Source organism: Pseudomonas libanensis (assembly GCF_001439685.1).
Lineage (GTDB): Bacteria > Pseudomonadota > Gammaproteobacteria > Pseudomonadales > Pseudomonadaceae > Aquipseudomonas > Aquipseudomonas libanensis.
In genome coordinates, this window is record NZ_JYLH01000011.1 from 101256 (window position 1) to 122694 (window position 21439).

General features: G+C 60.6%; 16 protein-coding genes. 9 read left to right on the forward strand and 7 right to left on the reverse strand.

Annotation, left to right across the window (positions count from 1 at the left end; genetic code table 11):
- Positions 1 to 15: 15 nt before the first annotated feature.
- Positions 16 to 537, forward strand: coding sequence for a DUF6586 family protein (locus tag TU73_RS17885; RefSeq protein WP_057013333.1), 522 nt, complete (start codon positions 16 to 18; stop codon positions 535 to 537).
- A gap of 115 nt (positions 538 to 652) precedes the next feature.
- The gene (locus TU73_RS17890; RefSeq protein ID WP_005786160.1) at positions 653 to 886 is read left to right on the forward strand and encodes a hypothetical protein; all 234 of its coding nucleotides are present in this window, start codon (positions 653 to 655) and stop codon (positions 884 to 886) included.
- 33 nt (positions 887 to 919) lie between these two features.
- Here TU73_RS17890 and sulA read toward each other — a convergent pair whose 3' ends face one another.
- Entirely contained in the window at positions 920 to 1393 is a 474-nt protein-coding gene (gene sulA, locus TU73_RS17895) for an SOS-induced cell division inhibitor SulA (protein WP_057013334.1), read from the reverse strand.
- Between the two features lie 10 nt (positions 1394 to 1403).
- Positions 1404 to 2012, reverse strand: a complete 609-nt coding sequence (gene lexA, locus TU73_RS17900; RefSeq protein ID WP_003172575.1) for a transcriptional repressor LexA — start codon at positions 2010 to 2012, stop codon at positions 1404 to 1406.
- A 263-nt stretch (positions 2013 to 2275) separates the two neighbouring features.
- On the opposite strand from lexA, the gene TU73_RS17905 reads away from it, so the two are divergent.
- From TU73_RS17905 to TU73_RS17915, 3 genes are all read left to right on the forward strand, one after another.
- Entirely contained in the window at positions 2276 to 2983 is a 708-nt protein-coding gene (locus TU73_RS17905; protein WP_043047496.1) for a TetR/AcrR family transcriptional regulator, read from the forward strand.
- A gap of 136 nt (positions 2984 to 3119) precedes the next feature.
- Positions 3120 to 4130, forward strand: a complete 1011-nt coding sequence (gene nagZ, locus TU73_RS17910) for a beta-N-acetylhexosaminidase (RefSeq protein ID WP_057013335.1) — start codon at positions 3120 to 3122, stop codon at positions 4128 to 4130.
- 129 nt (positions 4131 to 4259) lie between these two features.
- Positions 4260 to 7565: a DEAD/DEAH box helicase gene (locus TU73_RS17915; protein WP_057013336.1), complete on the forward strand. Its 3306-nt coding sequence runs from the start codon at positions 4260 to 4262 to the stop codon at positions 7563 to 7565.
- A 101-nt stretch (positions 7566 to 7666) separates the two neighbouring features.
- Here the strand turns inward: TU73_RS17915 and TU73_RS17920 are convergent, their stop codons facing one another.
- Genes TU73_RS17920 through mfd form a run of 3 tightly spaced genes read right to left on the reverse strand, consistent with a single transcriptional unit; the run spans position 7667 to position 14397 of the window.
- A complete protein-coding gene (locus tag TU73_RS17920; RefSeq protein ID WP_057013337.1) occupies positions 7667 to 10360 on the reverse strand; it encodes a DEAD/DEAH box helicase in 2694 nt (897 codons plus the stop codon).
- A gap of 9 nt (positions 10361 to 10369) precedes the next feature.
- Entirely contained in the window at positions 10370 to 10936 is a 567-nt protein-coding gene (locus TU73_RS17925; RefSeq protein WP_057013338.1) for a CsiV family protein, read from the reverse strand.
- A gap of 11 nt (positions 10937 to 10947) precedes the next feature.
- Positions 10948 to 14397, reverse strand: coding sequence for a transcription-repair coupling factor (mfd, locus tag TU73_RS17930; RefSeq protein WP_057013339.1), 3450 nt, complete (start codon positions 14395 to 14397; stop codon positions 10948 to 10950).
- 340 nt (positions 14398 to 14737) lie between these two features.
- Here mfd and TU73_RS17935 point away from each other — a divergent pair, with 340 nt between their 5' ends.
- Positions 14738 to 16201 (forward strand): glyceraldehyde-3-phosphate dehydrogenase, encoded by a 1464-nt coding sequence (locus tag TU73_RS17935; protein ID WP_043047491.1) that lies wholly within the window; start codon positions 14738 to 14740, stop codon positions 16199 to 16201.
- Between the two features lie 382 nt (positions 16202 to 16583).
- A complete protein-coding gene (gene sthA, locus TU73_RS17940) occupies positions 16584 to 17978 on the forward strand; it encodes a Si-specific NAD(P)(+) transhydrogenase (protein ID WP_043047489.1) in 1395 nt (464 codons plus the stop codon).
- Positions 17979 to 18020: 42 nt separating this feature from the next.
- On the opposite strand, the gene TU73_RS17945 is transcribed toward sthA, so the two are convergent.
- The gene (locus TU73_RS17945) at positions 18021 to 18743 is read right to left on the reverse strand and encodes a glycerophosphodiester phosphodiesterase (RefSeq protein ID WP_057013340.1); all 723 of its coding nucleotides are present in this window, start codon (positions 18741 to 18743) and stop codon (positions 18021 to 18023) included.
- Positions 18744 to 18786: 43 nt separating this feature from the next.
- Positions 18787 to 19371: a PilZ domain-containing protein gene (locus TU73_RS17950; protein ID WP_057013341.1), complete on the reverse strand. Its 585-nt coding sequence runs from the start codon at positions 19369 to 19371 to the stop codon at positions 18787 to 18789.
- Positions 19372 to 19465: 94 nt separating this feature from the next.
- On the opposite strand from TU73_RS17950, the gene TU73_RS17955 reads away from it, so the two are divergent.
- Both TU73_RS17955 and lolD read left to right on the forward strand, forming a co-directional pair.
- Complete coding sequence (locus TU73_RS17955) at positions 19466 to 20716, forward strand: lipoprotein-releasing ABC transporter permease subunit (RefSeq protein ID WP_057013342.1); 1251 nt, start codon at positions 19466 to 19468, stop codon at positions 20714 to 20716.
- A gap of 7 nt (positions 20717 to 20723) precedes the next feature.
- Entirely contained in the window at positions 20724 to 21407 is a 684-nt protein-coding gene (gene lolD, locus TU73_RS17960; protein WP_019818240.1) for a lipoprotein-releasing ABC transporter ATP-binding protein LolD, read from the forward strand.
- Positions 21408 to 21439: the final 32 nt, after the last annotated feature.

A 21439-nucleotide genomic window follows, 5' to 3' on the forward strand; every position in this document is an offset into this window, starting at 1 on the left:
GTGGAGATTGCCGTCATGGCCAACGAACTCTATACCCGTACCAATCAGAAAATTTACTTCGCGGGTTTGTCCCTGGAGGCCCTTGGCCGTGCCGAGGAAGGGAAGGAGATGAACGCCATCGCGCTGGTCCAGGCGGGGCGCGAGGCGGCCTTGTTCCATCTGTATGGCGCCTTGCTGGGGCTGTGCCATGAAATCGCCGGGTTCTATCGCTTGCCCCAGGCCGGTTCGCCCCGTGCGGAAATGATCGTGAATCGTGAAGTGCTGGATTCCATGGCCATCCCTGAGTTGGCCGAGTTGGTGGAAATGGCCCAGAGCCCTGACAGTTGGGTGGCGCGGCTGCTCAAGGCGCATGCGGATATGTTTCAGCCGCCGCGTATTCCCCATGTGCCCAAGGGCGATGTCACCAGGCCGCTGATCGTCGCCGTGGCGTTGGAACAGGATGAGCCTAAGCCCCTGAGTCGCGAAGAGTTGGAAAGCTGGCGCCAGGAGCTGAAAAAGATGGCGCTGCGTTTTCGTGAAGGATTGAACGAGTGCTGAAAGTGGGCACTTGCCTGGCACCATTCATCACGCGGTAAAGAAACCTGCCCAGTTACCCTGCGAGGCTGGGTGGATGACTGATATAATCCCGGCCTTTCGTGGAGAACAGACTTTTATGCCAACGTCCTTTCTGGAAATTGTTGAACTGCCTGATGGCCGAATTGAACTGCGCCGAGCTGAGGACGAAGGTTCTCTGGTCATTCTGGATTTCTCCGAAGATGCCAAAGTGTTCCTGCAGGGTCAGCATGTGGAAGTGGCTAAGGCCATGTTGAGCGTAGGCGTGCAGATGGCTGGTCGCCTGGCGGAAGGCGAGCCTGAGAAAGACGACGGCCCGCGGGTTCTTCACTGAGCCCAGGTAACAAGCTCACCACGACAAGCCTTTCTATCCCAAGCGAATATTCAAGCTCTGTGCATCACCCGTGCGTGCGGCACTGATCAGCTGTTGCTTGGCGCTGGCATTCAGCGGATTCAACCAACTCACCACCGTATGACTACGACCCAGGCGCAAGGCTTCGCAGGTCAGCTGTTGGGCGCTCTGCGTTCCGCGTGGTTGCAGCAACAGGATGCGCTCGCGGTTGAGGCCGGCCTCCCGCAGCCAAGCCTGGGTCAGGCTGGCGGGCGGGGCGATCAGCGTCAGCCAGCGTGCGTCCTTGTCTTCGCTCAATTCGCGCAAGATGGGAGCCAGCAGGCTCAGGCAGCTCCCAGCCGCACCGCGCAACGACAATTCACTGAACGCCTCAGGTTCGCCGCCCCAGGGGGCCTCGACCGTTTCCTTGAGGATGGGCGCAAGGGGTTGGGCCATGAAGGCCTCGAACAGCGACAGTTGGGTGTGTTGTGGGGTGTGCACGAGCTGCATGATGCCTCCTTTAGCGGCGAATGACGCCGACACTCAAGCCTTCGATCACCAGGTCCTGGTCTTTCAGGTTGACTTCGATCGGAGCAAACTCAGGGTTCTCGGCCAGTAGCCAGACCTTGCTGCCTTCACGCTTGAAGCGTTTGACGGTGACCTCATCGCCGATACGGGCCACGACGATCTGGCCATTGCGGGCTTCGCGGGTGGTGTGGACGGCCAGCAGGTCGCCATCGAAAATGCCCACGTCCTTCATGCTCATGCCGTGCACGCGCAACAGGTAGTCGGCGCGAGGATGGAAGAACGTCGGGTTGATGTTGCAGGATTCCTCGACGTGCTGCTGCGCCAGGATCGGCGCACCGGCGGCGACGCGACCTATGATCGGCAATGTCGATTCGTCGGCCTTGGCTTCGAAGCCAGGGATTCGAATACCTCGCGAGGCACCCGGGGTCATCTCGATCGCGCCTTTGCGGGCGAGAGCCTTGAGGTGCTCCTCTGCGGCGTTCGGGGACTTGAATCCCAATTCCAGGGCAATCTCCGCGCGGGTCGGCGGGTAACCATTGTCATCAAGGCAGCGCTTGATAAAAGCCAGAATCTCAGCTTGGCGTGGCGTCAGTTTTAGCATGTTGATCGCTCTGTCTTTTTATACAGTGACTGGGATTATATACAGTAGACTGCGCTTGGCAATCATCCTTTTCATCGACTCCGCTGGACGGTCATGCGTCCTCCTTCCTACAGCCCAGGAATAGTGCTGCCTACAGAGCGTGAAGGATGTGATTAAATAGCCATGCAAGTGATGACTGCCCGGCCGGAAAACGAACCCGCAGGCTTGACAAGACATACTCTGAAACGTATGTTTCAAACAAGTGTTTGTCAGGCGGAGTAGCCATGGCCCAGTCGGAAACCGTTGAACGCATTCTCGATGCTGCCGAGCAGCTGTTCGCGGAAAAAGGATTTGCTGAAACCTCGCTGCGGCTGATCACCAGCAAGGCGGGGGTCAACCTTGCCGCCGTGAACTACCATTTCGGCTCAAAAAAAGCCCTGATACAGGCGGTTTTCTCACGCTTCCTGGGGCCATTCTGCGCCAGTCTTGATCGTGAGCTGGAGCGCCGCCAGGCCAAGGCCGATCACAAGCCGAGCCTGGAAGACCTGCTGGAAATCCTCGTTGAGCAAGCGTTGGTCGTGCAGCCACGCAGCGGCAACGACCTGTCGATCTTCATGCGTTTGCTGGGCCTGGCGTTCAGCCAGAGCCAGGGCCACCTGCGGCGTTACCTGGAAGACATGTACGGCAAGGTGTTCCGCCGCTATATGCTGCTGGTCAACGAAGCTGCTCCGCGTATTCCGCCTATCGAGCTGTTCTGGCGCGTGCATTTCATGCTCGGCGCTGCAGCCTTCAGCATGTCCGGTATCAAGGCTTTGCGGGCGATTGCCGAGACCGATTTCGGGGTGAACACATCCATTGAGCAGGTGATGCGCCTGATGGTGCCGTTTCTCGCGGCCGGCATGCGCGCCGAAACCGGCGTCACCGACCCGGCCATGGCCTCTGCGCAGCTGCGCCCGCGCAGCAAAACCGTGCCAACCGCCGCCAAGGTTTGACCGGCCCCGGGTGTGCGCGGCCGCTTGCATCCGCTAAGCTAGCCGCCATGCCGATTTCAGCTATCTATTCGCAACCCGCCGTGCTTGCCTTGTCTGGTAAGGGCGATGGGTTGTGTGCGTTATTTAAGGAAGGTTTATGACTGCTGCCCTGCAAGGTTCTTTGATGGTCGACGTGGCCGGTACCTGGCTGACGGCCGAGGATCGCCATCTGTTGCGCCAGCCGGAAGTGGGCGGCCTGATCATTTTTGCGCGCAATATCGAGCACCCGCGCCAGGTGCGCGAGTTGAGCGCGGCGATTCGCGCAGTGCGCCCGGACCTGCTGCTGGCGGTCGACCAGGAAGGTGGCCGAGTACAGCGCCTGCGCCAAGGCTTCGTGCGCCTGCCGGCCATGCGCGCCTTGGCCGATAACCCCAACGCTGAATACCTGGCCGAGCAGTGTGGCTGGGTCATGGCCACCGAAGTACTGGCCGTGGGCCTTGACCTGAGTTTCGCCCCAGTGCTGGACCTGGATTACCAGCGCAGCGCCGTGGTCGGCACCCGTGCATTCGAAGGTGACCCCGAGCGTGCCGCCGTGCTCGCTGGCGCCTTCATCCGTGGCATGAACAGCGCCGGTATGGCCGCCACCGGCAAGCACTTCCCCGGCCATGGTTGGGCCGAGGCCGATTCCCACGTCGCGATTCCCAATGACGAGCGCAGCCTGGAACAAATTCGCGCCAATGATCTGGTGCCTTTCGCACGCTTGAGCAAGCAATTGGCCGCCGTGATGCCGGCGCACGTTATCTACCCGCAGGTCGACAGCCAGCCTGCTGGCTTCTCACGCCGCTGGTTGCAGGACATCCTGCGCGGTGAGTTGCAGTTTGATGGGGTGATCTTCAGTGATGACCTGTCCATGGCCGGCGCCCATGTGGTCGGCGATGCGGCCAGTCGTATCGAAGCGGCACTGACCGCCGGCTGTGACATGGGCTTGGTGTGCAATGACCGTGCGGCTGCCGAGCTGGCGCTGAGTGCAGCGCAGCGGATGAAGGTCACACCGTCGGCGCGGATTGCGCGTATGCGTGGGCAGGCGGTTGCGTCGACTGATTACAAACAGGATCCGCGCTGGTTGGCGGCCCTCACAGCGTTGCGGGACGCTCAGCTGATTGAATAGACGCCGCCTGTGCTGTTAAGAGGTTTGGCGTAGGAAGCGTCTGAATGTGGCTGTGGCTGTCTCTTACTACCTTGTAGGAGTCGCCCTGCTTTAAAACTCGTTGCTGACCGCTGTAGAGTTCGGCTCCATATGAATGATCTGATTGCACGTATCGTTGAGTTGGATTGGCAGGAATACTTTGACCCTCGTTCGCTGGAGCGTGGGTTTGAGTATGCTGGCGAAAATCGCCTTGAAATAAAAGAATTCGGACATGACAGGCTGATTGCACAGTGCAAGGGGTCTGGCCGTAATGTCTATAGCCTGGTGATTACCCTGGAGGGTGCAGCATCCCGTTGGACGGGCCTCAGGTGTGTGTGTTCCTGCCCGGTGGCGATCAATTGCAAGCACGCCGCTGCAACCTTGTTTACGTTGACAGCGCTGTATGACGAGCTGAACGAATCGAAAAAACAGGTGGCTGACCGTCTGAGCCCGCAGCTCGAAAACTGGCTTGAGAGTATCCCCAAGCCCACCCCTGCGGATGAGGCACAACACAAGAACACCGGTACCTGTTTGCTGTATCAACTCGCCCCCGATTCCTATTCAATGCGGTGGTCCTTAGAGGTCTATCGGGCGCGCGTGACGAAAAAGGGTGACTACAGTGATATCAAGCCGCTGTATTCGATCGATGAGACATTGCGGCGTGCTCCAGCCTATATGCATGAGCTGGATACACGCATTTGCCGATTGCTGTTGTTGAGCCGGTCTTATGGCTCCTATAGCACCAGTTATCAGCTGGCCGGCGAGCCAGGGGCCGAAATTCTCCAATTGGCGTTGAAAACCCAGCGCCTGTTTCTTGAGGTGGGCCCAAGACTGGCGCTTAACCCTGGCCCGGCCCGCACCGCTCGTTTCGATTGGGCTGTGATGCCCGATGGCAATTACATTCCCAGTTGGATCAGCGACGGGCGCGAGTTGGACGAAGTGTTGCCCCTCAAACCGCTTCATTATCTTGACATCGATAACATGGCGATCGGGGTGGTCGAGCACGGGCTGGATGAACATCTGGCCATGCATCTTTGCGCCTTGCCGATGATTCCTGCTGATCAAGTCGCGTTATTCAGTCATCGCATCAGCGCGGTGTCCAAAGTGATTCCTCCGCCGCGCGAGCTGACCGAGCGTGTGGTGGATACGTTGGAGCCCCATGGGTGTCTTACCTTGGGGAGCGATGAATCCTACGTCTACAGCCAGACCGACTATCGACGAATGCCCATCCTGGAACACCGCGCTGCCTTGGCTTTCCGTTACGACACCAGCCTGGTCAGCGGCAAGGGCGCTGAGGACATCCTGTTTCTCAACGGCACCGAAACCCAGCGCATCCAACGCAAGCCGGCGGCTGAAAAAGCCCTGCGCAAGACGCTCACAAAAATCGGCTTTAAAACGGTCAATCGTAAAACCCGTGTGCTGCCTGCCGGTGCAGGAGAGATGTTCGATCTACCCAATGATGAAGCCTGGCTTGCATTTGTTGAAAACGAGCTGTCGGTTTTGCGTGAAGCAGGGTGGGGCGTCGTCATCCATCCGGGGTTTTATTACGATGTGGAGGCTGTAGACGGCTGGTACGCGGACATCGAAGAGTCGCCCGGCCACGAGTGGTTCGACCTCGAGTTGGGCATCGAGGTCAGCGGCGAGCGTTATAGCCTGCTGCCAATCGTACTTGACTTGATGCGTCGTCAACCCAAGCTGCTTGACGCCGCCTATATGGCCGAGCGTGATGATGATGAGCGCGTGTTGGTCAGCTTGGGTGCCCGTACTCAGACCAAAGTCGCGCTGCCCTACGGTCGTATCAAACCCCTGATGGCTACCCTCGGCGAACTCTACCTGCGTGCACCTGAAGGCGATGCACTGCGGCTGAGTGCGCCAGATGCGGCACGGCTCAGTAATTTGGATGCACTACCCTTGGTCTGGCAGGGTGGCGAGCGACTGCGTGATTTTGCCAAGCGTCTTAAAGACTCCATTCACGTTCATGTGCCGGCTCCTCGGGGCCTGAACGCGGAACTACGCGGCTATCAGCTCGAAGGGCTGAACTGGATGCAAACCCTGCGCGAGCTGGAAGTCGGCGGTATTCTGGGTGATGACATGGGGCTTGGCAAAACCCTGCAGGCGCTCGCCCATCTGCTCTGCGAAAAGCAGTCTGGCCGTTTGCAGGCGCCTGCACTGGCGGTAATGCCCACCAGCTTGATCCCCAACTGGATGGACGAGGCTGCACGCTTCACGCCACAGCTCAAAGTCCTGGCGCTGCACGGTGCGCAGCGTCAGGCTGACTTCACGCGCTTGACCGATTACGACCTGGTACTCACCACTTATGCACTGTTGCCGCGGGATCTTGAAGTCCTGCAGCCTCAGCGCTGGAGTGTGCTGATTCTCGACGAAGCGCAAAATATCAAGAACCCCAACAGCAAGGCGGCCCAGGCTGCTCGTCAGTTGGAGGCCGGTCAGCGTTTATGCTTGAGCGGCACGCCTCTGGAAAACCATCTGGGCGAGCTGTGGTCGCTGTTCCATTTCTTGTTGCCGGGCTGGTTGGGCGATAGCAAAACCTTTAATCGTGATTACCGCACGCCCATCGAGAAACACGGTAACGCGCAGCGTATGCAGCATCTCAGCGCGCGTATCAAACCGTTCCTGTTGCGACGTAAAAAGGAGCAGGTCGCGACGGAATTACCGCCCAAGTCCGAAATCGTCCACTGGGTCGAGCTGAGCGACGCACAGCGGGATGTCTACGAAACGGTGCGTGTGGCGATGGACAAAAAGGTGCGCGATGAAATCAGTCGACATGGCGTGGCCCGTAGCCAAATCATCATTCTCGAAGCACTGCTCAAACTGCGCCAGGTGTGCTGTGACTTGCGCCTGGTCAAATCTGCGCCGGTGACTAAAGCTGTCAAGGCCGGCACTGGCAAGCTGGGCAGCCTGATGGAGATGCTGGAAGAGTTACTCAGCGAGGGGCGGCGGATTTTGTTGTTCTCGCAATTCACCTCGATGCTGGCGTTGATTGAAGAAGAGCTCAAGCAGCGTGGGGTTGAGTATTCGATCCTGACGGGAGACACCCTTGACCGACGTACGCCAGTGAAAAACTTCCAGGACGGCAAGACACCGTTGTTCCTGATCAGCCTGAAAGCGGGCGGTACGGGCTTGAACCTGACGGCGGCCGATACGGTGATTCATTACGATCCCTGGTGGAACCCAGCGGTGGAAAACCAGGCCACCGACCGGGCTTATCGGATTGGCCAGGATAAACCGGTGTTTGTGTACAAGATGATTGCCCGCGGGACGGTCGAGGAGAAGATTCAGGCGTTGCAGTTGGAGAAGGCTGCGTTGGCCGATGGGGTGCTGGAAGGTGGCGCCAGTGCGGGTTGGGCGCTGGAGCAGCGGGATATTGAGGCGCTGTTTGCGCCCTTGCCTGGCTAAGCACCGCGGCGCGCCCTTCGCGAGCAAGCCCGCTCCCACACTTGAATCTATTCACAAATCAAAATATGGGAGGGGGCTTGCCCCCGATGACGATCCAACAGTCAGCGCTTTTCTTGCTTATTGGGCAATGGCGCAAACAACGCCTCAATATCCTCATTACCCAACTGCCAATCCCCAGTCGTACGCCCATCCAGCACACCCGCCGCCAAGTCGGACTTCTCCTTCTGCAGGTGCTGGATTTTCTCCTCCACCGTTCCCCGCGCAATCATCTTGTACACGAACACCGGCTTTTCCTGCCCGATGCGATACGCACGGTCGGTGGCCTGGTTTTCCGTGGCCGGGTTCCACCAGGGATCGTAGTGAATCACCGTGTCGGCTTCGGTCAGGTTCAGGCCCACGCCACCGGCCTTCAAGCTGATTAGAAAGATCTGCAGCTTGCCGCTCTGGAAATCCTTTACCGGCGTACGCCGGTCACGGGTCTGGCCGGTCAGCAGTGCATAGGCAATTCCGCGTTTTTCCAGCTCGATCTCGATCAGGCTCAGCATCGAGGTGAACTGGGAAAACAGCAGGATCCGCCGGCCCTCGGCAAACAGCTCGTCGAGCATTTCCATCAGGCTGTCGAGCTTGCCCGAGCTGCTGCCACGCACCGCCAGGCTGGCATCGTTGACCAGGCGCAGGTCGCAGCACACCTGGCGCAGTTTGAGCAGGGCTTCAAGAATGATGATCTGGCTACGCGCCACGCCCTTGCGGGTGATCTCATCGCGGACCTTTTTATCCATGGCCAGCCGCATGGTTTCGTACACATCGCGCTGGGCCTCGTTGAGGTCGACCCAGTGGATGATCTCGGTCTTGGGCGGCAATTCCGTGGCCACCTGTTCCTTGGTGCGGCGTAGCAGGAAGGGCTTGATCCGCCCGTTGAGGTGCTGCAATCGCACTTCGCTGGCGCGCTTTTCAATGGGCACGCGGTAGTCACGGTTGAAGGTTTTCACGTCGCCCAACCATCCCGGCAACAGGAAATGGAACAGCGACCACAATTCGCCCAGGTGGTTTTCCAGGGGCGTGCCGCTCAAGCACAGGCGCTGGCGGGCATCCAGCTCGCGTGCGGCCTGGGCGGCCTTGCTGGAAGGGTTCTTGATGTACTGCGCTTCGTCGAGGATCAGCACGTGCAGGGGCAGGGCGGCAAGCTGTTCGATGTCCTTGGGCAGCAAGGCATAGGTGGTCAGCAGCAGGTCGTAGTCATTCAGGTTGGCGAAGTGTTTCTTGCGCCCTGCGCCGTACAGAGCCTGCACCCTTAGTTGCGGGGTGAAGTGCGCGGCTTCATCCAGCCAGTTCGGGATCAGGCTGGTAGGCATCACGACCATGCACGGCCGATCAAGGCGCCCCGCGATTTTTTCGGTGAGGATGTGCGCCAGGGTCTGCAAGGTTTTACCCAGGCCCATGTCATCCGCGAGTATCCCACCCACCTCCAGTTGGCGCAGCGACTGCATCCAGCTCAGCCCTTCCAGCTGGTAGGGGCGCAAGGTCGCATTCAGGCCTTCAGGCGCCACGCAGGTGAAGTCCTTGATATCACGCAGGCGTTGGGCGAAGTTGCGGATCTTTTCGCCGCCTTCCCATTGCAGCGGCAGGTCTTCCAGCGGGTTGAGGCGAATCGCGTCGGCCTTGGCCAGGCGCAGGGCGGTCGTGCCAGGCTCCTGAAAATAGAACTCGCCAAGGGTGGCCAGCACCGGTTTCAAGCGGCCGTAGGGCAGCGCCACTTGCAGCGGGCCATGGCCGCCGTTGGGCAGGCCGGGGATATTCACCAGGATCAGCTCATCATCACGGCGCCGCGCCACTTTCTCCGGGTTGAGGATCTCGGTGTGGGAGCGCATCAGGTTCAACAGGATCGGCAGCAGGCTCAAACGTTCGCCGTTGACGATAATGCCCAGTTCCAGATCGAACCAGTCGCGCTCCGGGCCTTCCTCTACCGTGGCATACCAGTCCTCGACGGGGCTCAGGTCAAAACCGAAATCTTCATCGATCTGCAGCTCCCAGCCCTCGGCACGCAAGGTCGGCGATGCATTGAGGGTGAAGTTCAGCCAGGCGCTGTCGTTGACCATCTCGAACAGCTCGCCGGCACTTTCCGGCAGGGCCTTGCTCTGGCGCGTGGCGATCTTGAAGCCGAGCAGGCGCAGTTGCTCGCGATAGGATTGCTCCAGCTCGGGATGGCGTTTGATGCGCAGGCTCTGGGTTTCCTGGCGCACGATAATGTCGGCATTCTTTTGCCCGCTGACATAATTGCCCAGGTAGTTGAACGACAGCGCCGCACGGTGCTGGATATAGCGCTGCATCTTGCCGTTGCGCGGCTCGAACGCGCTGAACTCCACACTGGCCAGCCACAAGCGTGGCACCGGCTGTACATCGTCCATCACCACCTGTGGCAACACCACGCGGTTATCCAGTACGGCCTGGAGCTTCTCCAACAGTTCGGCATCCTGGGCCGCCGCCGGGTAGGCCAGGGTTTCCTGGACCTTGAGCAGCACCGCTGCGATATGTTTGCAGTTGGTATGCACCGGGCACGTACAACGGCTGTCCACCAGGATCAGCATGCCCTTGGCCGACTCGCGCAGCGAGATGGTCTGGCGGTACACATTGCCACCCGAGCCTTCGCAGCTGGCGATGATGGTGCTGTCGCCGGACTCGACGATACGCACACGGTTTTCCAGGGCGTAGCGCCGCCCGCGCTCAAGGCTTTGCTCTTTAAAGCGATTGGCCCACGAAGGGGCCAGGGGTTTAGTCAGTGACGACGTCAGGGGCATGGTGCTGGATCAGTCCTGAAGGTCGGGCGGTGGAGCGCTGGGGGGCTTGGCGGTCAGCGAGGTGATCTTGATCAGCAGCGCCAGATGACCACCGTCCAGGTAGTTGAGCTGGTTGTTCTTGGTGCGCACGTCTTTCTGGCTCAGGTGTTCGCTGGCAATCACGCTGCCGTTATTGTCGAACTGGTTGATCCAGAAATCCGCGTCGATATCGGTAAAGCGCCCCAATTGCAGGCTCAACACACCTTCGATGGGGAACTGGCCGAATTGCTCCTGGCCGTCGGTGATCGCGACTTTGACCGGCTGCTCGCCCAGGTTCTGTTCCCAGGCCTTGTGGGCGAGCACCGTGTAGTTGGCATCGGCGCGCAGCTTGTCGACGATATTGCCCAGGCGCGGCGGGCTCAGCCGCTCGCCCAGGCGCGGTGCACCTTCATCCCAGTTTTCCGGCGCGGCGCGACTGTTGATCACCGGCTCGGCATTCTGGCGCACCAGGATCATTTCCACTTGGTACGGGCTGTCGGCAAATGCCGACGGCGCGAGTACCACCAACAACAGGCTCAGAAAGCGGAACAGGCGCATGGGGGCGTCCTTCAAGCGGATTTCGGGATGAGGCGCTCGAACAGCGCCTCCAGGGTATTGAAGCGTTCTTCGGCACGCTCCATCGGCACCATGAACTTGAACAGCGTAGCCCCTTCGAACTTGTAGCGGTTGGGCTGGCCCTGGATCAGTTTGATCAGCACCAAGGGGTCGACCGGCGTCTGCGCTTCGAATTCGATGCGTCCACCCTGCGGCCCGGCATCGACTTTCTTGATCCCCAGCTGCTCGGCCTGCAACTTGAGCAGGGTCAGGCGCACCAGGTTCTTGGTCGGTTCCGGCAGCAGGCCGAAGCGGTCGATCATCTCCACTTGCAGGTCCTTGAGACCTTCTTCGTCAGTCGCCGAGGCAATGCGCTTGTACAGGATCAGCCGCGCATGCACGTCCGGCAGGTAGTCTTCGGGAATCAGCGCCGGCAGGCGCAGGTTGATCTCCGGGCCGCCGCCCAGGGGTTGGTCGAGGTTCGGTTGCTCACCCTTGCGGATGGCTTTCACTGCGCGTTCGAGCATCTCCATATACAGGGTGAAGCCGACCGCCTGGATCTGGCCGCTCTGGCCGTCACCGAGCAGTTCGCCGGCGCCACGGATTTCCAGGTCGTTGGTCGCCAGTACAAAGCCGGCACCCAAGTCCTGTGTATTGGCAATCGCTTCCAGGCGCTTTTCCGCGTCGCCGGTAATCTGCTGGCGCGGCGGCGTGAGCAGGTAGGCATACGCTTGGTGGTGACTGCGCCCGACGCGCCCGCGCAGCTGGTGCAGCTGGGCGAGGCCGAACTTGTCGGCGCGCTCGATGATGATGGTGTTGGCACTCGGCACGTCGATGCCGGTCTCGATGATGGTCGAGGCGATCAGCACGTTGAAGCGCTTGTGGTAGAAGTCGCTCATCACCTGCTCGAGTTCACGCTCGCGCATCTGCCCGTGGCCGATGGCGATGCGTGCTTCGGGCACCAGTTCGGCGAGGTCGGCGGCACATTTCTCGATGGTCTTCACATCGTTGTGCAGGTAATACACCTGGCCGCCACGCAGCAGCTCGCGCAGCAGTGCTTCCTTGACCGTGCTCTTGTTCTGTTCCATCACAAAGGTGCGCACCGACAGGCGCCGCGCCGGCGGCGTAGCGATGATCGACAGGTCGCGCATGCCCGACACCGCCATGTTCAGCGTGCGCGGAATCGGCGTGGCGGTCAGGGTAAGAATGTCGACTTCACTGCGTAGGGCCTTGAGCTGTTCTTTCTGGCGCACACCGAAGCGGTGTTCTTCGTCGATGATCACCAGGCCCAGGTTCTTGATCTTCACATCGTCCGACAGCAGCTTGTGGGTGCCAATTACGATATCGATCTTGCCTTCGGCCAGGTCGGCGATGGCGGCGTTCACTTCCTTGGCGGACTTGAAACGGCTCATTACCTCCACGGTCACCGGCCAGTCGGCAAAGCGGTCGCGGAAGCTGTTGTAGTGCTGCTGGGCAAGCAGGGTAGTGGGCACCAGGATCGCCACTTGCTTGCCGCCGTGTACCGCAATAAAGGCTGCGCGCATCGCCACTTCGGTTTTGCCGAAGCCCACGTCGCCACACACCAGGCGGTCCATCGGCTTGGGCGCGAGCATGTCGGCGCGCACCGCTTCGATGGTGGTCTGCTGGTCCGGGGTTTCTTCGAAGGCGAAGCCGGCGCTGAAGGTGGCGTAGTCGGCTTTCGGGTCGGCGAAGGCATAGCCTTCGCGGGCCGCACGGCGGGCATAGATATCGAGCAGTTCGGCAGCCACGTCGCGCACCTGTTCGGCGGCCTTGCGCTTGGCTTTCTGCCAGGTCTCGGAGCCCAGACGGTGCAACGGTGCCAGGGCATCGTCGCTGCCGGTGTAGCGGGCGATCAGGTGCAGGCTGGCCACCGGCACGTAGAGCTTGGCGCCTTCGGCGTATTCCATGGTGAGGAATTCGGCGGCCTGGTTGTCGATCTCCAGGGTCTGCAAGCCCAGGTAGCGACCGACGCCGTGGTCGATATGCACCACCGGCGCGCCTTCGCGCAGTTCGGTGAGGTTCTTGATCACCGCGTCATTGTTGGCGTCTGCGCGTTTCTCACGACGACGGCGCTGCATCACGCGCTGGCCGAACAACGGGCTTTCGGCGATCAGGGCAAGAGCAGGTTCCTCCAGCAGCAGCCCTTCGTCCAGCGGCGCGATGGTGATCGCCAGGCGCTCTTTACTGGCGACAAAGTCCGGCCAACTGTCGACGGTCTTCGGCCGCAGTTTCAGGCGTTCCAACAGCTCCAGCAGCACTTCGCGACGCCCGGCGGATTCGGCGGTAAACAGCACGCGGCCGGGAAAGTCACCGAGGAAGTTGGACAGGGCTTCCAGCGGTTGGGTGGCCTTGGCCTGGATCGCCAGGTCCGGCAGCATCCCTGCCGGGAAGCGCTCACGGCCACTGCCGGCGTCCACATCCTGCTGGCTGGCAACTACACGCGGCCAGTTTTTCAGGCGGGCGAAGCAGTCTTCCACCGGCAGGAACAATTCGGCGGGCGGCAATAAAGGCCGGGACGGATCGACGCGGCGCTCTTCGTAGCGGTTGCGCACATCGTTCCAGAAGTTTTCCGCCGCCTGCTCGATGCCCGGCAACGAGAACACTTGGGTGTCCTGGGGCAGGTAATCGAACAGGGTGGAGGTTTCGTCGAAAAACAGCGGCAGGTAGTACTCGATACCGGCCGGGGTAATCCCGCTGCTCAGGTCCTGGAAGATCGGGCAGCGGCGGAAATCCACGTCGAAGCGTTCGCGAAAGCGCGCCTTGAAGCGGGTGACCGCGTCTTTTTGCAGCGGGAATTCCCGCGCCGGCAGCAGCTTGATCGAGTCGACCTTGTCGATGGAGCGCTGGTTTTCCGGATCGAAGGTGCGCAGCGTCTCGATTTCGTCATCGAACAGGTCGATGCGATACGGCAACTTGCTGCCCATCGGGAACAGGTCGATCAATGCCCCGCGCACTGCGAACTCGCCATGCTCGTACACGGTATCGACGCAGCGATAGCCGCTGGCTTCCAGGCGCGTGCGCATCTGTTCCACATCGAGTTTCTGGCCGATATCCAGTACCAGGCTGCTGCCCAGCAGGAACTTGGTCGGCGCCAGGCGATGCAGGGCCGTGGTGATCGGTACCACCAGCACGCCGTGGGCCAGTTCCGGCAGGCGGTACAGGCTGGCGATGCGCTGGGAAATGATGTCCTGGTGCGGCGAGAACAGGTCGTAGGGCAGGGTTTCCCAGTCGGGAAAATGCAGCACCGGTAAATCCGGGGCGAAGAAGCTCAGCTCCTGCTCCAGCCGTTCGGCACTTTGGCTGTCGGCGGTAAGCAGCAGGGTAAAGCGCTTGGCTGCGCTGGCAGCCTCGGCAATGGCCAGGCTCAGGGCGGCACCGGGCAGGTTGCCCCAGTGCTGTTTACCTGCCGCGGCAGGGAGAAGCGGTAGACGCAGAACGGGCACGGAAGGTTGAGCTCCAAGCGTTGCGACAAAGTCGGTAATTGTAACGGCCCGAGGTGCCGCCTGTCAGTTGCTGACTGTGCCTATTACGGTTTGTAGGAAATGTAGTGGCTAAGACAAACAATGCCGGGTTTTGACTCAATATGTAGTGCCAAAAAGCGCAAATGTTTAGGAGGGTTACGGACAAGTCGGTCCGTCTGCTCAACTAGTGGCCTTCTGGAACCCGCGTATTTCCTGGGCTGTAGCGCGGTGGTATTTTTTTGCAAGGGCTTTTTGTTGCCCCTCGCGCATTGCTCATCGTGCAGGCGGGCGACATAATGTAGCCCCTTTTTTCAGCCCCTACATGTGGAAGGTTCCCGTGACTCAGAAGCCCGACCAGTGTCTTGGTGAATGGATCGACCGTGAAGCACTCGCAGAAGCGATGATTCCGCTTATCGGCCAGCTGTACCGCAATAACAATGTGGTGAGCTCGATCTATGGCCGCAGCCTGATCAACCAGTCTGTCATCGCGATTCTCAAAGCCCACCGCTTTGCGCGCCATCGCTCCGCCGACGACAGCGAACTCTCCGTCCACGAAACATTCCCACTGCTCAAGGCCATGAGCGAGCTCAAGCTCGGCGCGGCCTCGGTAGACCTGGGCAAGCTGGCCTACAAGTTCCGCAAGGAAGGCGCCGGCCGTAGCGCCGAGCAGTTCGTGCGTGAAGAAATGGCCGATGTGGTTGGCCAGCAAAACGCGGCGCCTCGCAAGGGTACCGACGTGGTGCTGTACGGCTTCGGGCGTATCGGCCGCTTGCTGGCGCGCATCCTGATCGAGAAAACCGGTGGCGGCGACGGCCTGCGCCTGCGTGCCATCGTGGTGCGCAAAGGCGCCGAGAATGACCTGACCAAGCGCGCCAGCCTGCTGCGTCGCGATTCGGTACATGGTTCGTTCAACGGCACCATCACTATCGATGAAGAAAACAACACGATTACCGCCAACGGTAACCTGATCCAGGTGATCTACGCGAAGAACCCGACTGAGGTGGATTACACTCAGTACGGCATCCAGGACGCCCTGCTGGTGGACAACACCGGCGTATGGCGTGATGCCGAGGGCCTGGGCCAGCACCTGGCTTGCCCGGGTATCGACCGCGTTGTGCTGACCGCGCCTGGCAAAGGCAAGCTCAAGAACATCGTGCACGGTATCAACCACGCTGAAATCACCGCTGACGACAAGATCGTCTCCGCCGCTTCCTGCACCACCAACGCCATCGTGCCGGTGCTCAAGGCGGTGAATGACAAGTTCGGCATCGTCAACGGCCACGTTGAAACCGTTCACTCGTACACCAACGACCAGAACCTGATCGACAACTTCCACAAGGGCGATCGCCGTGGCCGTAGCGCCGCGTTGAACATGGTGATCACCGAGACCGGTGCGGCTACCGCTGCCGCCAAGGCCCTGCCTGAACTGGCCGGCAAGCTGACCGGTAACGCGATCCGCGTACCGACGCCGAACGTGTCGATGGCCATTCTCAACCTGAACCTTGAGAAAGCCGCCACCCGTGAAGAGATGAATGAGTACCTGCGCTACATGGCGCTGCACTCCGATCTGCACAAGCAGATCGACTTCGTCAATTCTCAGGAAGTGGTCTCCACCGACTTCGTCGGCTCGCGCCACGCCGGTGTGGTGGACGCCGAGGCGACCATCACCCAGGACAACCGTGTTGTGCTGTACGTGTGGTACGACAACGAGTTCGGCTACAGCTGCCAGGTGGTTCGCGTGATGGAAGACATGGCCGGGGTCAACCCGCCTGCGTTTCCGCGCTAAGCCTCTGCGCTGAATGAAAAAGCCCCGACTGGTTCGGGGCTTTCTCATGAATGGGGGGTTGTGTTGTCTGGGAGGGCCTTTTCGCGAGCAAGCCCGCTCCCACATTTGATCGCGTTTCTTCAGGATGTACTCGGTCAAATGTGGGAGCGGGCTTGCTCGCGAAGGCGGTGGCGCAGTCAATGCACAGGTGACTGTCGCACGTATTTCTATCAGGATGGACTGGCCTACGACGCGACCAAGGGTTAATGTTCGCGGCGCTCGGCCTTCTATAGACTGTGCCCCGGCTCACACACTTGAGCCAAATTGTCCTTCATGACCGCTGGCCGCGGCATGATTTAGCCGGGCGTCCAACCGTACGCCTGGCCTGTTCTGAGGAGTACGCATGGCTGTCTACAACTATGACGTGGTGGTACTGGGTTCCGGCCCGGCTGGAGAAGGTGCGGCGATGAACGCTGCCAAAGCAGGGCGCAAGGTGGCGATGGTCGATAGCCGTCGCCAGGTCGGCGGCAACTGCACCCACCTGGGTACCATCCCGTCCAAGGCGTTGCGTCACTCCGTGCGCCAGATCATGCAGTTCAACACCAACCCCATGTTCCGGGCCATTGGCGAGCCGCGCTGGTTCTCGTTCCCTGACGTATTGAAAAGCGCTGAAAAAGTCATTTCCAAGCAAGTCGCCTCACGCACCGGCTACTACGCCCGTAACCGCGTCGACCTGTTCTTCGGCACCGGCAGCTTCGCCGACGAGCAAACCGTCGAAGTGGTCTGCGCCAATGGCGTGGTCGAGAAGCTGGTGGCCAAGCACATCATCATCGCCACCGGCTCGCGCCCGTATCGCCCGGCGGACATCGATTTCCACCACCCGCGTATCTACGATAGCGACACCATCCTCAGCCTGGGCCACACCCCGCGCAAACTGATCATCTATGGCGCCGGCGTGATTGGCTGTGAGTACGCCTCGATCTTCAGCGGCCTGGGTGTGCTGGTGGAACTGGTGGACAACCGTGACCAGTTGCTCAGTTTCCTCGACTCGGAAATTTCCCAGGCGTTGAGCTACCACTTCAGCAACAACAACATCACCGTGCGCCACAACGAAGAGTACGAGCGGGTCGAAGGCCTGGACAACGGGGTGATCCTGCATCTCAAGTCTGGCAAGAAGATCAAGGCCGACGCCTTGCTGTGGTGTAACGGCCGTACCGGCAACACCGACAAGCTGGGCATGGAAAACATCGGGGTCAAGGTCAACAGCCGTGGCCAGATCGAAGTGGACGAGAACTATCGCACCTGTGTCACCAACATCTACGGTGCCGGTGACGTGATCGGCTGGCCGAGCCTGGCCAGCGCCGCCCATGACCAGGGCCGTTCGGCCGCCGGCAGCATCGTCGACAATGGCAGCTGGCGCTACGTGAACGATGTGCCGACCGGGATCTACACGATTCCCGAGATCAGCTCCATCGGCAAGAACGAGCATGAACTGACCAAGGCCAAGGTGCCTTACGAAGTGGGCAAGGCGTTCTTCAAGAGCATGGCGCGTGCGCAGATTGCCGGTGAGCCGCAAGGCATGCTGAAAATCCTGTTCCACCGCGAAACCCTGGAAGTCCTCGGCGTGCATTGCTTCGGCTACCAGGCGTCGGAGATCGTGCATATCGGCCAGGCAATCATGAACCAGCCGGGTGATCTCAATACCCTCAAGTACTTCGTCAACACCACGTTCAACTACCCGACCATGGCCGAAGCCTATCGGGTAGCCGCCTACGACGGCCTCAACCGGCTTTTTTGAGCGGCTCCGGCCGGTGGCCTGAGCCGGCCGGGGAGACCGATTTCAGTAATTCCCGAGGGTGGCAGTGGCCAAACCGGGAAAGTCTGTAATCAGGCTATCTACGCCGAAGTCGGCGAGCCTGCGCATCAGCGCGGGTTCGTTGACTGTCCACACGGACACGTGCAGGCCCTGGCGCTGGGCTTTTTCCAGCCGCTCAGGGGTGCACAACGTCCAGTTCAACGCCAAGTATTCACAGCCATAGTTCTGCGCGACCTTCAACGGGTCGAGCCAGGCATATTCGGCGACCAGGCCGCGTGACAGGTCCGGGGTGAGTTCGACCGCCGCCTTGAGCACTTCCCGCGAGCTTGACGTCACGGTGACCTTGTCCATCAGGCCAAAACGCACAGCCATTTCACGGATTGCCAGCACGGTGGTCGCAGCACGGGTGCGCGAGGCGCTTTTGACTTCCAGTTGCCAGTGGTCGAAGTCGCACTTTTCGAAGAGCTCCTCCAAGCGCGGGATCGGGCAGGGGGTGACCCAGCCTGGGCCGCCCTTGCGCGCGTCCATCTTCATCAGGTCGGCCGCCGAGTACTCGACGACTTTGCCGCGCCGGTCGGCGGTGCGCTTGAGGGTCGGGTCGTGGATGACCATCAGCTCGCCGTCCATGGACAGGTGCAAATCCAGTTCGCAACGGCGCACGCCGTGCTTGAGGCACTCCTGAAAGCTGGTCAGGGTGTTTTCCGGTGCTTCGCCTTTGGCACCGCGGTGGCCGTAGATCAGGGTCACAGTTGCTCCTTTGCGCCAGGTGATCTGGCGGGGTCATACGAATTCAGGTGTCCTGGGCGTCGCTTTGTTCTCGCGCCAGGCGCCGCTCCTGCGCCTGTTTCTGCAGGATGTAGCGCGCCAGCAACTGGCGTTGGGCATCGGTCATGGATTCGAATTCCGTGCCCACATCAAAGCGGTCGCCCTTGGAGTCGCAATGGGTCACCCGCGCGCGCAGCAACAGGCCGAGCGCCTGGGGCATCAGCACCAGCTTGACCGCCAAGTGAGTATCGGGTGCCAGCGGGGTAGGGTGCTGGAAGTCGATGCCGCCCTCGGAAAGAATCACCGGTTGCGGCGCGCCCACTTCATTCAGCAGGCCGCGGGCCATGACCTGGCTGAGCAGGTCCAGGCGTTTGTTCTGCACTTTGAGGAACGCTGCCAGGCTGCGGTCTTTCTCGCTGATCTGGCGCAGCAGGTGCTGGGCTTCGAATTCGCTCAGGTGCAGTTCGCTCAGCAGGTTGAACAGCGGCGAATCATCCAGCAACACTTCCTTGCTCGCCGCTTCGGGGCCAGACAATGTGCTGATTTGAAGTGCGATCATGTCGTCGATACGGTAGTATTCGCGGCGCTCTTCTTCATCTAATGTCGACATGGCGAACCCCAGGTTACGGTAATGGTCTGAGTGTAAAGCTGCTTACCAGACCCCGCCACCGGGACGTCTTCTTTTCCTCCGAACAAGCCCCGACATGTTCAGACCTCTCTTCGTATTTATTGGCACGCGTTATACCCGTGCAAAGCGTCGCAATCATTTTGTGTCGTTCATTTCCTTGACCTCGATGATCGGTCTCGCCCTGGGCGTGGTCGTGATGATCGTGGTGCTGTCGGTGATGAACGGCTTCGATCATGAGATGCGTACCCGCGTGCTGGGCATGGTGCCCCACGCGACCATCGAGGGCGATGCGCCCATCGATGACTGGCAAAGCCTGGCCGCCAAGGTCAAGCAGAACCCCAAGGTGGTGGCCGTTGCGCCGTTTACCCAGATGCAAGGGTTGCTGACCAACGACGGCAAGGTGCAGAAGATCCTGCTCAATGCCATCGACCCGGCCCAGGAGCGCAACGTCTCGATCATCGACCAGTTCATGTTGCAGGGTAAGCTCGATGACCTGGCCCCCGGCAGCTTTGGCATCGTCATTGGCGACAAGGCCGCGGCCAAGCTCGGCGTGGGGGTCGGTGACAAGCTGACCTTCGTCGCGCCGGAAGTCACCGTGACTCCGGCCGGCATGTTCCCGCGCATGAAGCGCTTTACCGTGGTTGGCACCTTCCATGTTGGCGCCGGCGAGATCGACGGTTACATCGGCCTGACCAACCTCACCGACCTGGCTCGCCTGCATCGCTGGCAGCCGGAGCAGGTGCAGGGCCTGCGCCTGAAGTTCAATAACCTGTTCGATGCGCCGCGCGGCGCCTGGGAAATTGCCCAGCACCTGGGCGAGTCGCAGTACTACGCCCGCGACTGGACCCGCACCCACGGCAACCTGTACCAGGCCATCCGCATGGAAAAAGCCATGATCGGCCTGCTGTTGCTGCTGATCGTGGCGGTTGCCGCCTTCAACATCATTTCCACGCTGGTGATGGTGGTGAACGACAAGAAGGGCGATATCGCCATCCTGCGCACCCTGGGCGCCACGCCGGGGCAGATCATGGCGATCTTCATGGTGCAGGGCACCGTGATTGGCGTGGTCGGCACCTTGATCGGCACGGCGGTGGGCATCCTGGCCGCACTGAACGTCAGCGCCGCCATCGCCCTGCTGGAAAAAGTGATCGGCCACAAGTTTCTCAACGCTGACGTCTACTTCATCGATTACTTGCCGTCCCAGGTGCAAACCCAGGACGTGCTGATGGTGGGCGGCGCCGCGTTGGTCCTGAGCTTCCTTGCCACCCTGTATCCAGCCTGGCGCGCGGCACGTACCCAGCCAGCACAGGCATTACGTTATGAGTGAATCGGGCATGAGTGAAAAAGCAATCCTGAGCTGCCGCAACCTGGGCAAATCCTACGAGGAAGGCCCGGAGTCTGTGGTGGTGCTGTCCAACCTGCAACTTGAACTGCACCCGGGCGAGCGCGTGGCAATCGTCGGCAGTTCCGGTTCCGGCAAAAGTACCTTGCTCAACCTGCTGGGCGGCCTCGATACGCCGTCCCAGGGCAGCGTGTGGCTGGCCGGTGAAGAGCTGTCGGCATTGAATGAAAAGGCCCGCGGCCAACTGCGCAACCGTTCGCTGGGCTTTGTGTACCAGTTCCATCACCTGTTGCCGGAATTCACCGCCCTGGAGAACGTGTGCATGCCGCTGTTGATCGGCAAGACCGCGATCCCCGAAGCGCGCCAGCGTGCCACAGCCTTGCTGGAGCGCGTCGGCCTCGGCCACCGCCTGGAGCACAAGCCGGCCGAGCTGTCCGGCGGCGAGCGCCAGCGTGTGGCGATTGCCCGCGCCCTGGTGAACAACCCGGGCCTGGTGATGCTCGACGAGCCTACCGGCAACCTCGACTCCCACACCGCCCAGGGCATCAAGGACTTGATGCTGGAGCTGAGCACCCAGATGCGCACCGCGTTCCTGGTGGTGACCCATGACATGAGCATGGCTCGGCAGATGGACCGCGTGTTGCATCTGCAGGAAGGTCACCTGGTCGCCATCTGACCTGTTTCAAGCCTGGCGCCTGGCGTCGGGCT

Bases quoted from the DNA above. Each gene is read 5' to 3' on its own strand.
- sthA (WP_043047489.1), top strand. From the start codon at position 16,584: ATGGCTGTCTACAACTATGACGTGGTGGTACTGGGTTCCGGCCCGGCT.
- TU73_RS17950 (WP_057013341.1), bottom strand. From the start codon at position 19,371: ATGTCGACATTAGATGAAGAAGAGCGCCGCGAATACTACCGTATCGAC.
- TU73_RS17920 (WP_057013337.1), bottom strand. From the start codon at position 10,360: ATGCCCCTGACGTCGTCACTGACTAAACCCCTGGCCCCTTCGTGGGCC.
- TU73_RS17925 (WP_057013338.1), bottom strand. From the start codon at position 10,936: ATGCGCCTGTTCCGCTTTCTGAGCCTGTTGTTGGTGGTACTCGCGCCG.
- sulA (WP_057013334.1), bottom strand. From the start codon at position 1,393: ATGCAGCTCGTGCACACCCCACAACACACCCAACTGTCGCTGTTCGAG.
- nagZ (WP_057013335.1), top strand. From the start codon at position 3,120: ATGACTGCTGCCCTGCAAGGTTCTTTGATGGTCGACGTGGCCGGTACC.
- TU73_RS17955 (WP_057013342.1), top strand. From the start codon at position 19,466: ATGTTCAGACCTCTCTTCGTATTTATTGGCACGCGTTATACCCGTGCA.
- TU73_RS17890 (WP_005786160.1), top strand. From the start codon at position 653: ATGCCAACGTCCTTTCTGGAAATTGTTGAACTGCCTGATGGCCGAATT.
- lexA (WP_003172575.1), bottom strand. From the start codon at position 2,012: ATGCTAAAACTGACGCCACGCCAAGCTGAGATTCTGGCTTTTATCAAG.
- TU73_RS17915 (WP_057013336.1), top strand. From the start codon at position 4,260: ATGAATGATCTGATTGCACGTATCGTTGAGTTGGATTGGCAGGAATAC.
- lolD (WP_019818240.1), top strand. From the start codon at position 20,724: ATGAGTGAAAAAGCAATCCTGAGCTGCCGCAACCTGGGCAAATCCTAC.
- TU73_RS17905 (WP_043047496.1), top strand. From the start codon at position 2,276: ATGGCCCAGTCGGAAACCGTTGAACGCATTCTCGATGCTGCCGAGCAG.
- TU73_RS17935 (WP_043047491.1), top strand. From the start codon at position 14,738: ATGTGGAAGGTTCCCGTGACTCAGAAGCCCGACCAGTGTCTTGGTGAA.
- TU73_RS17885 (WP_057013333.1), top strand. From the start codon at position 16: ATGGCCAACGAACTCTATACCCGTACCAATCAGAAAATTTACTTCGCG.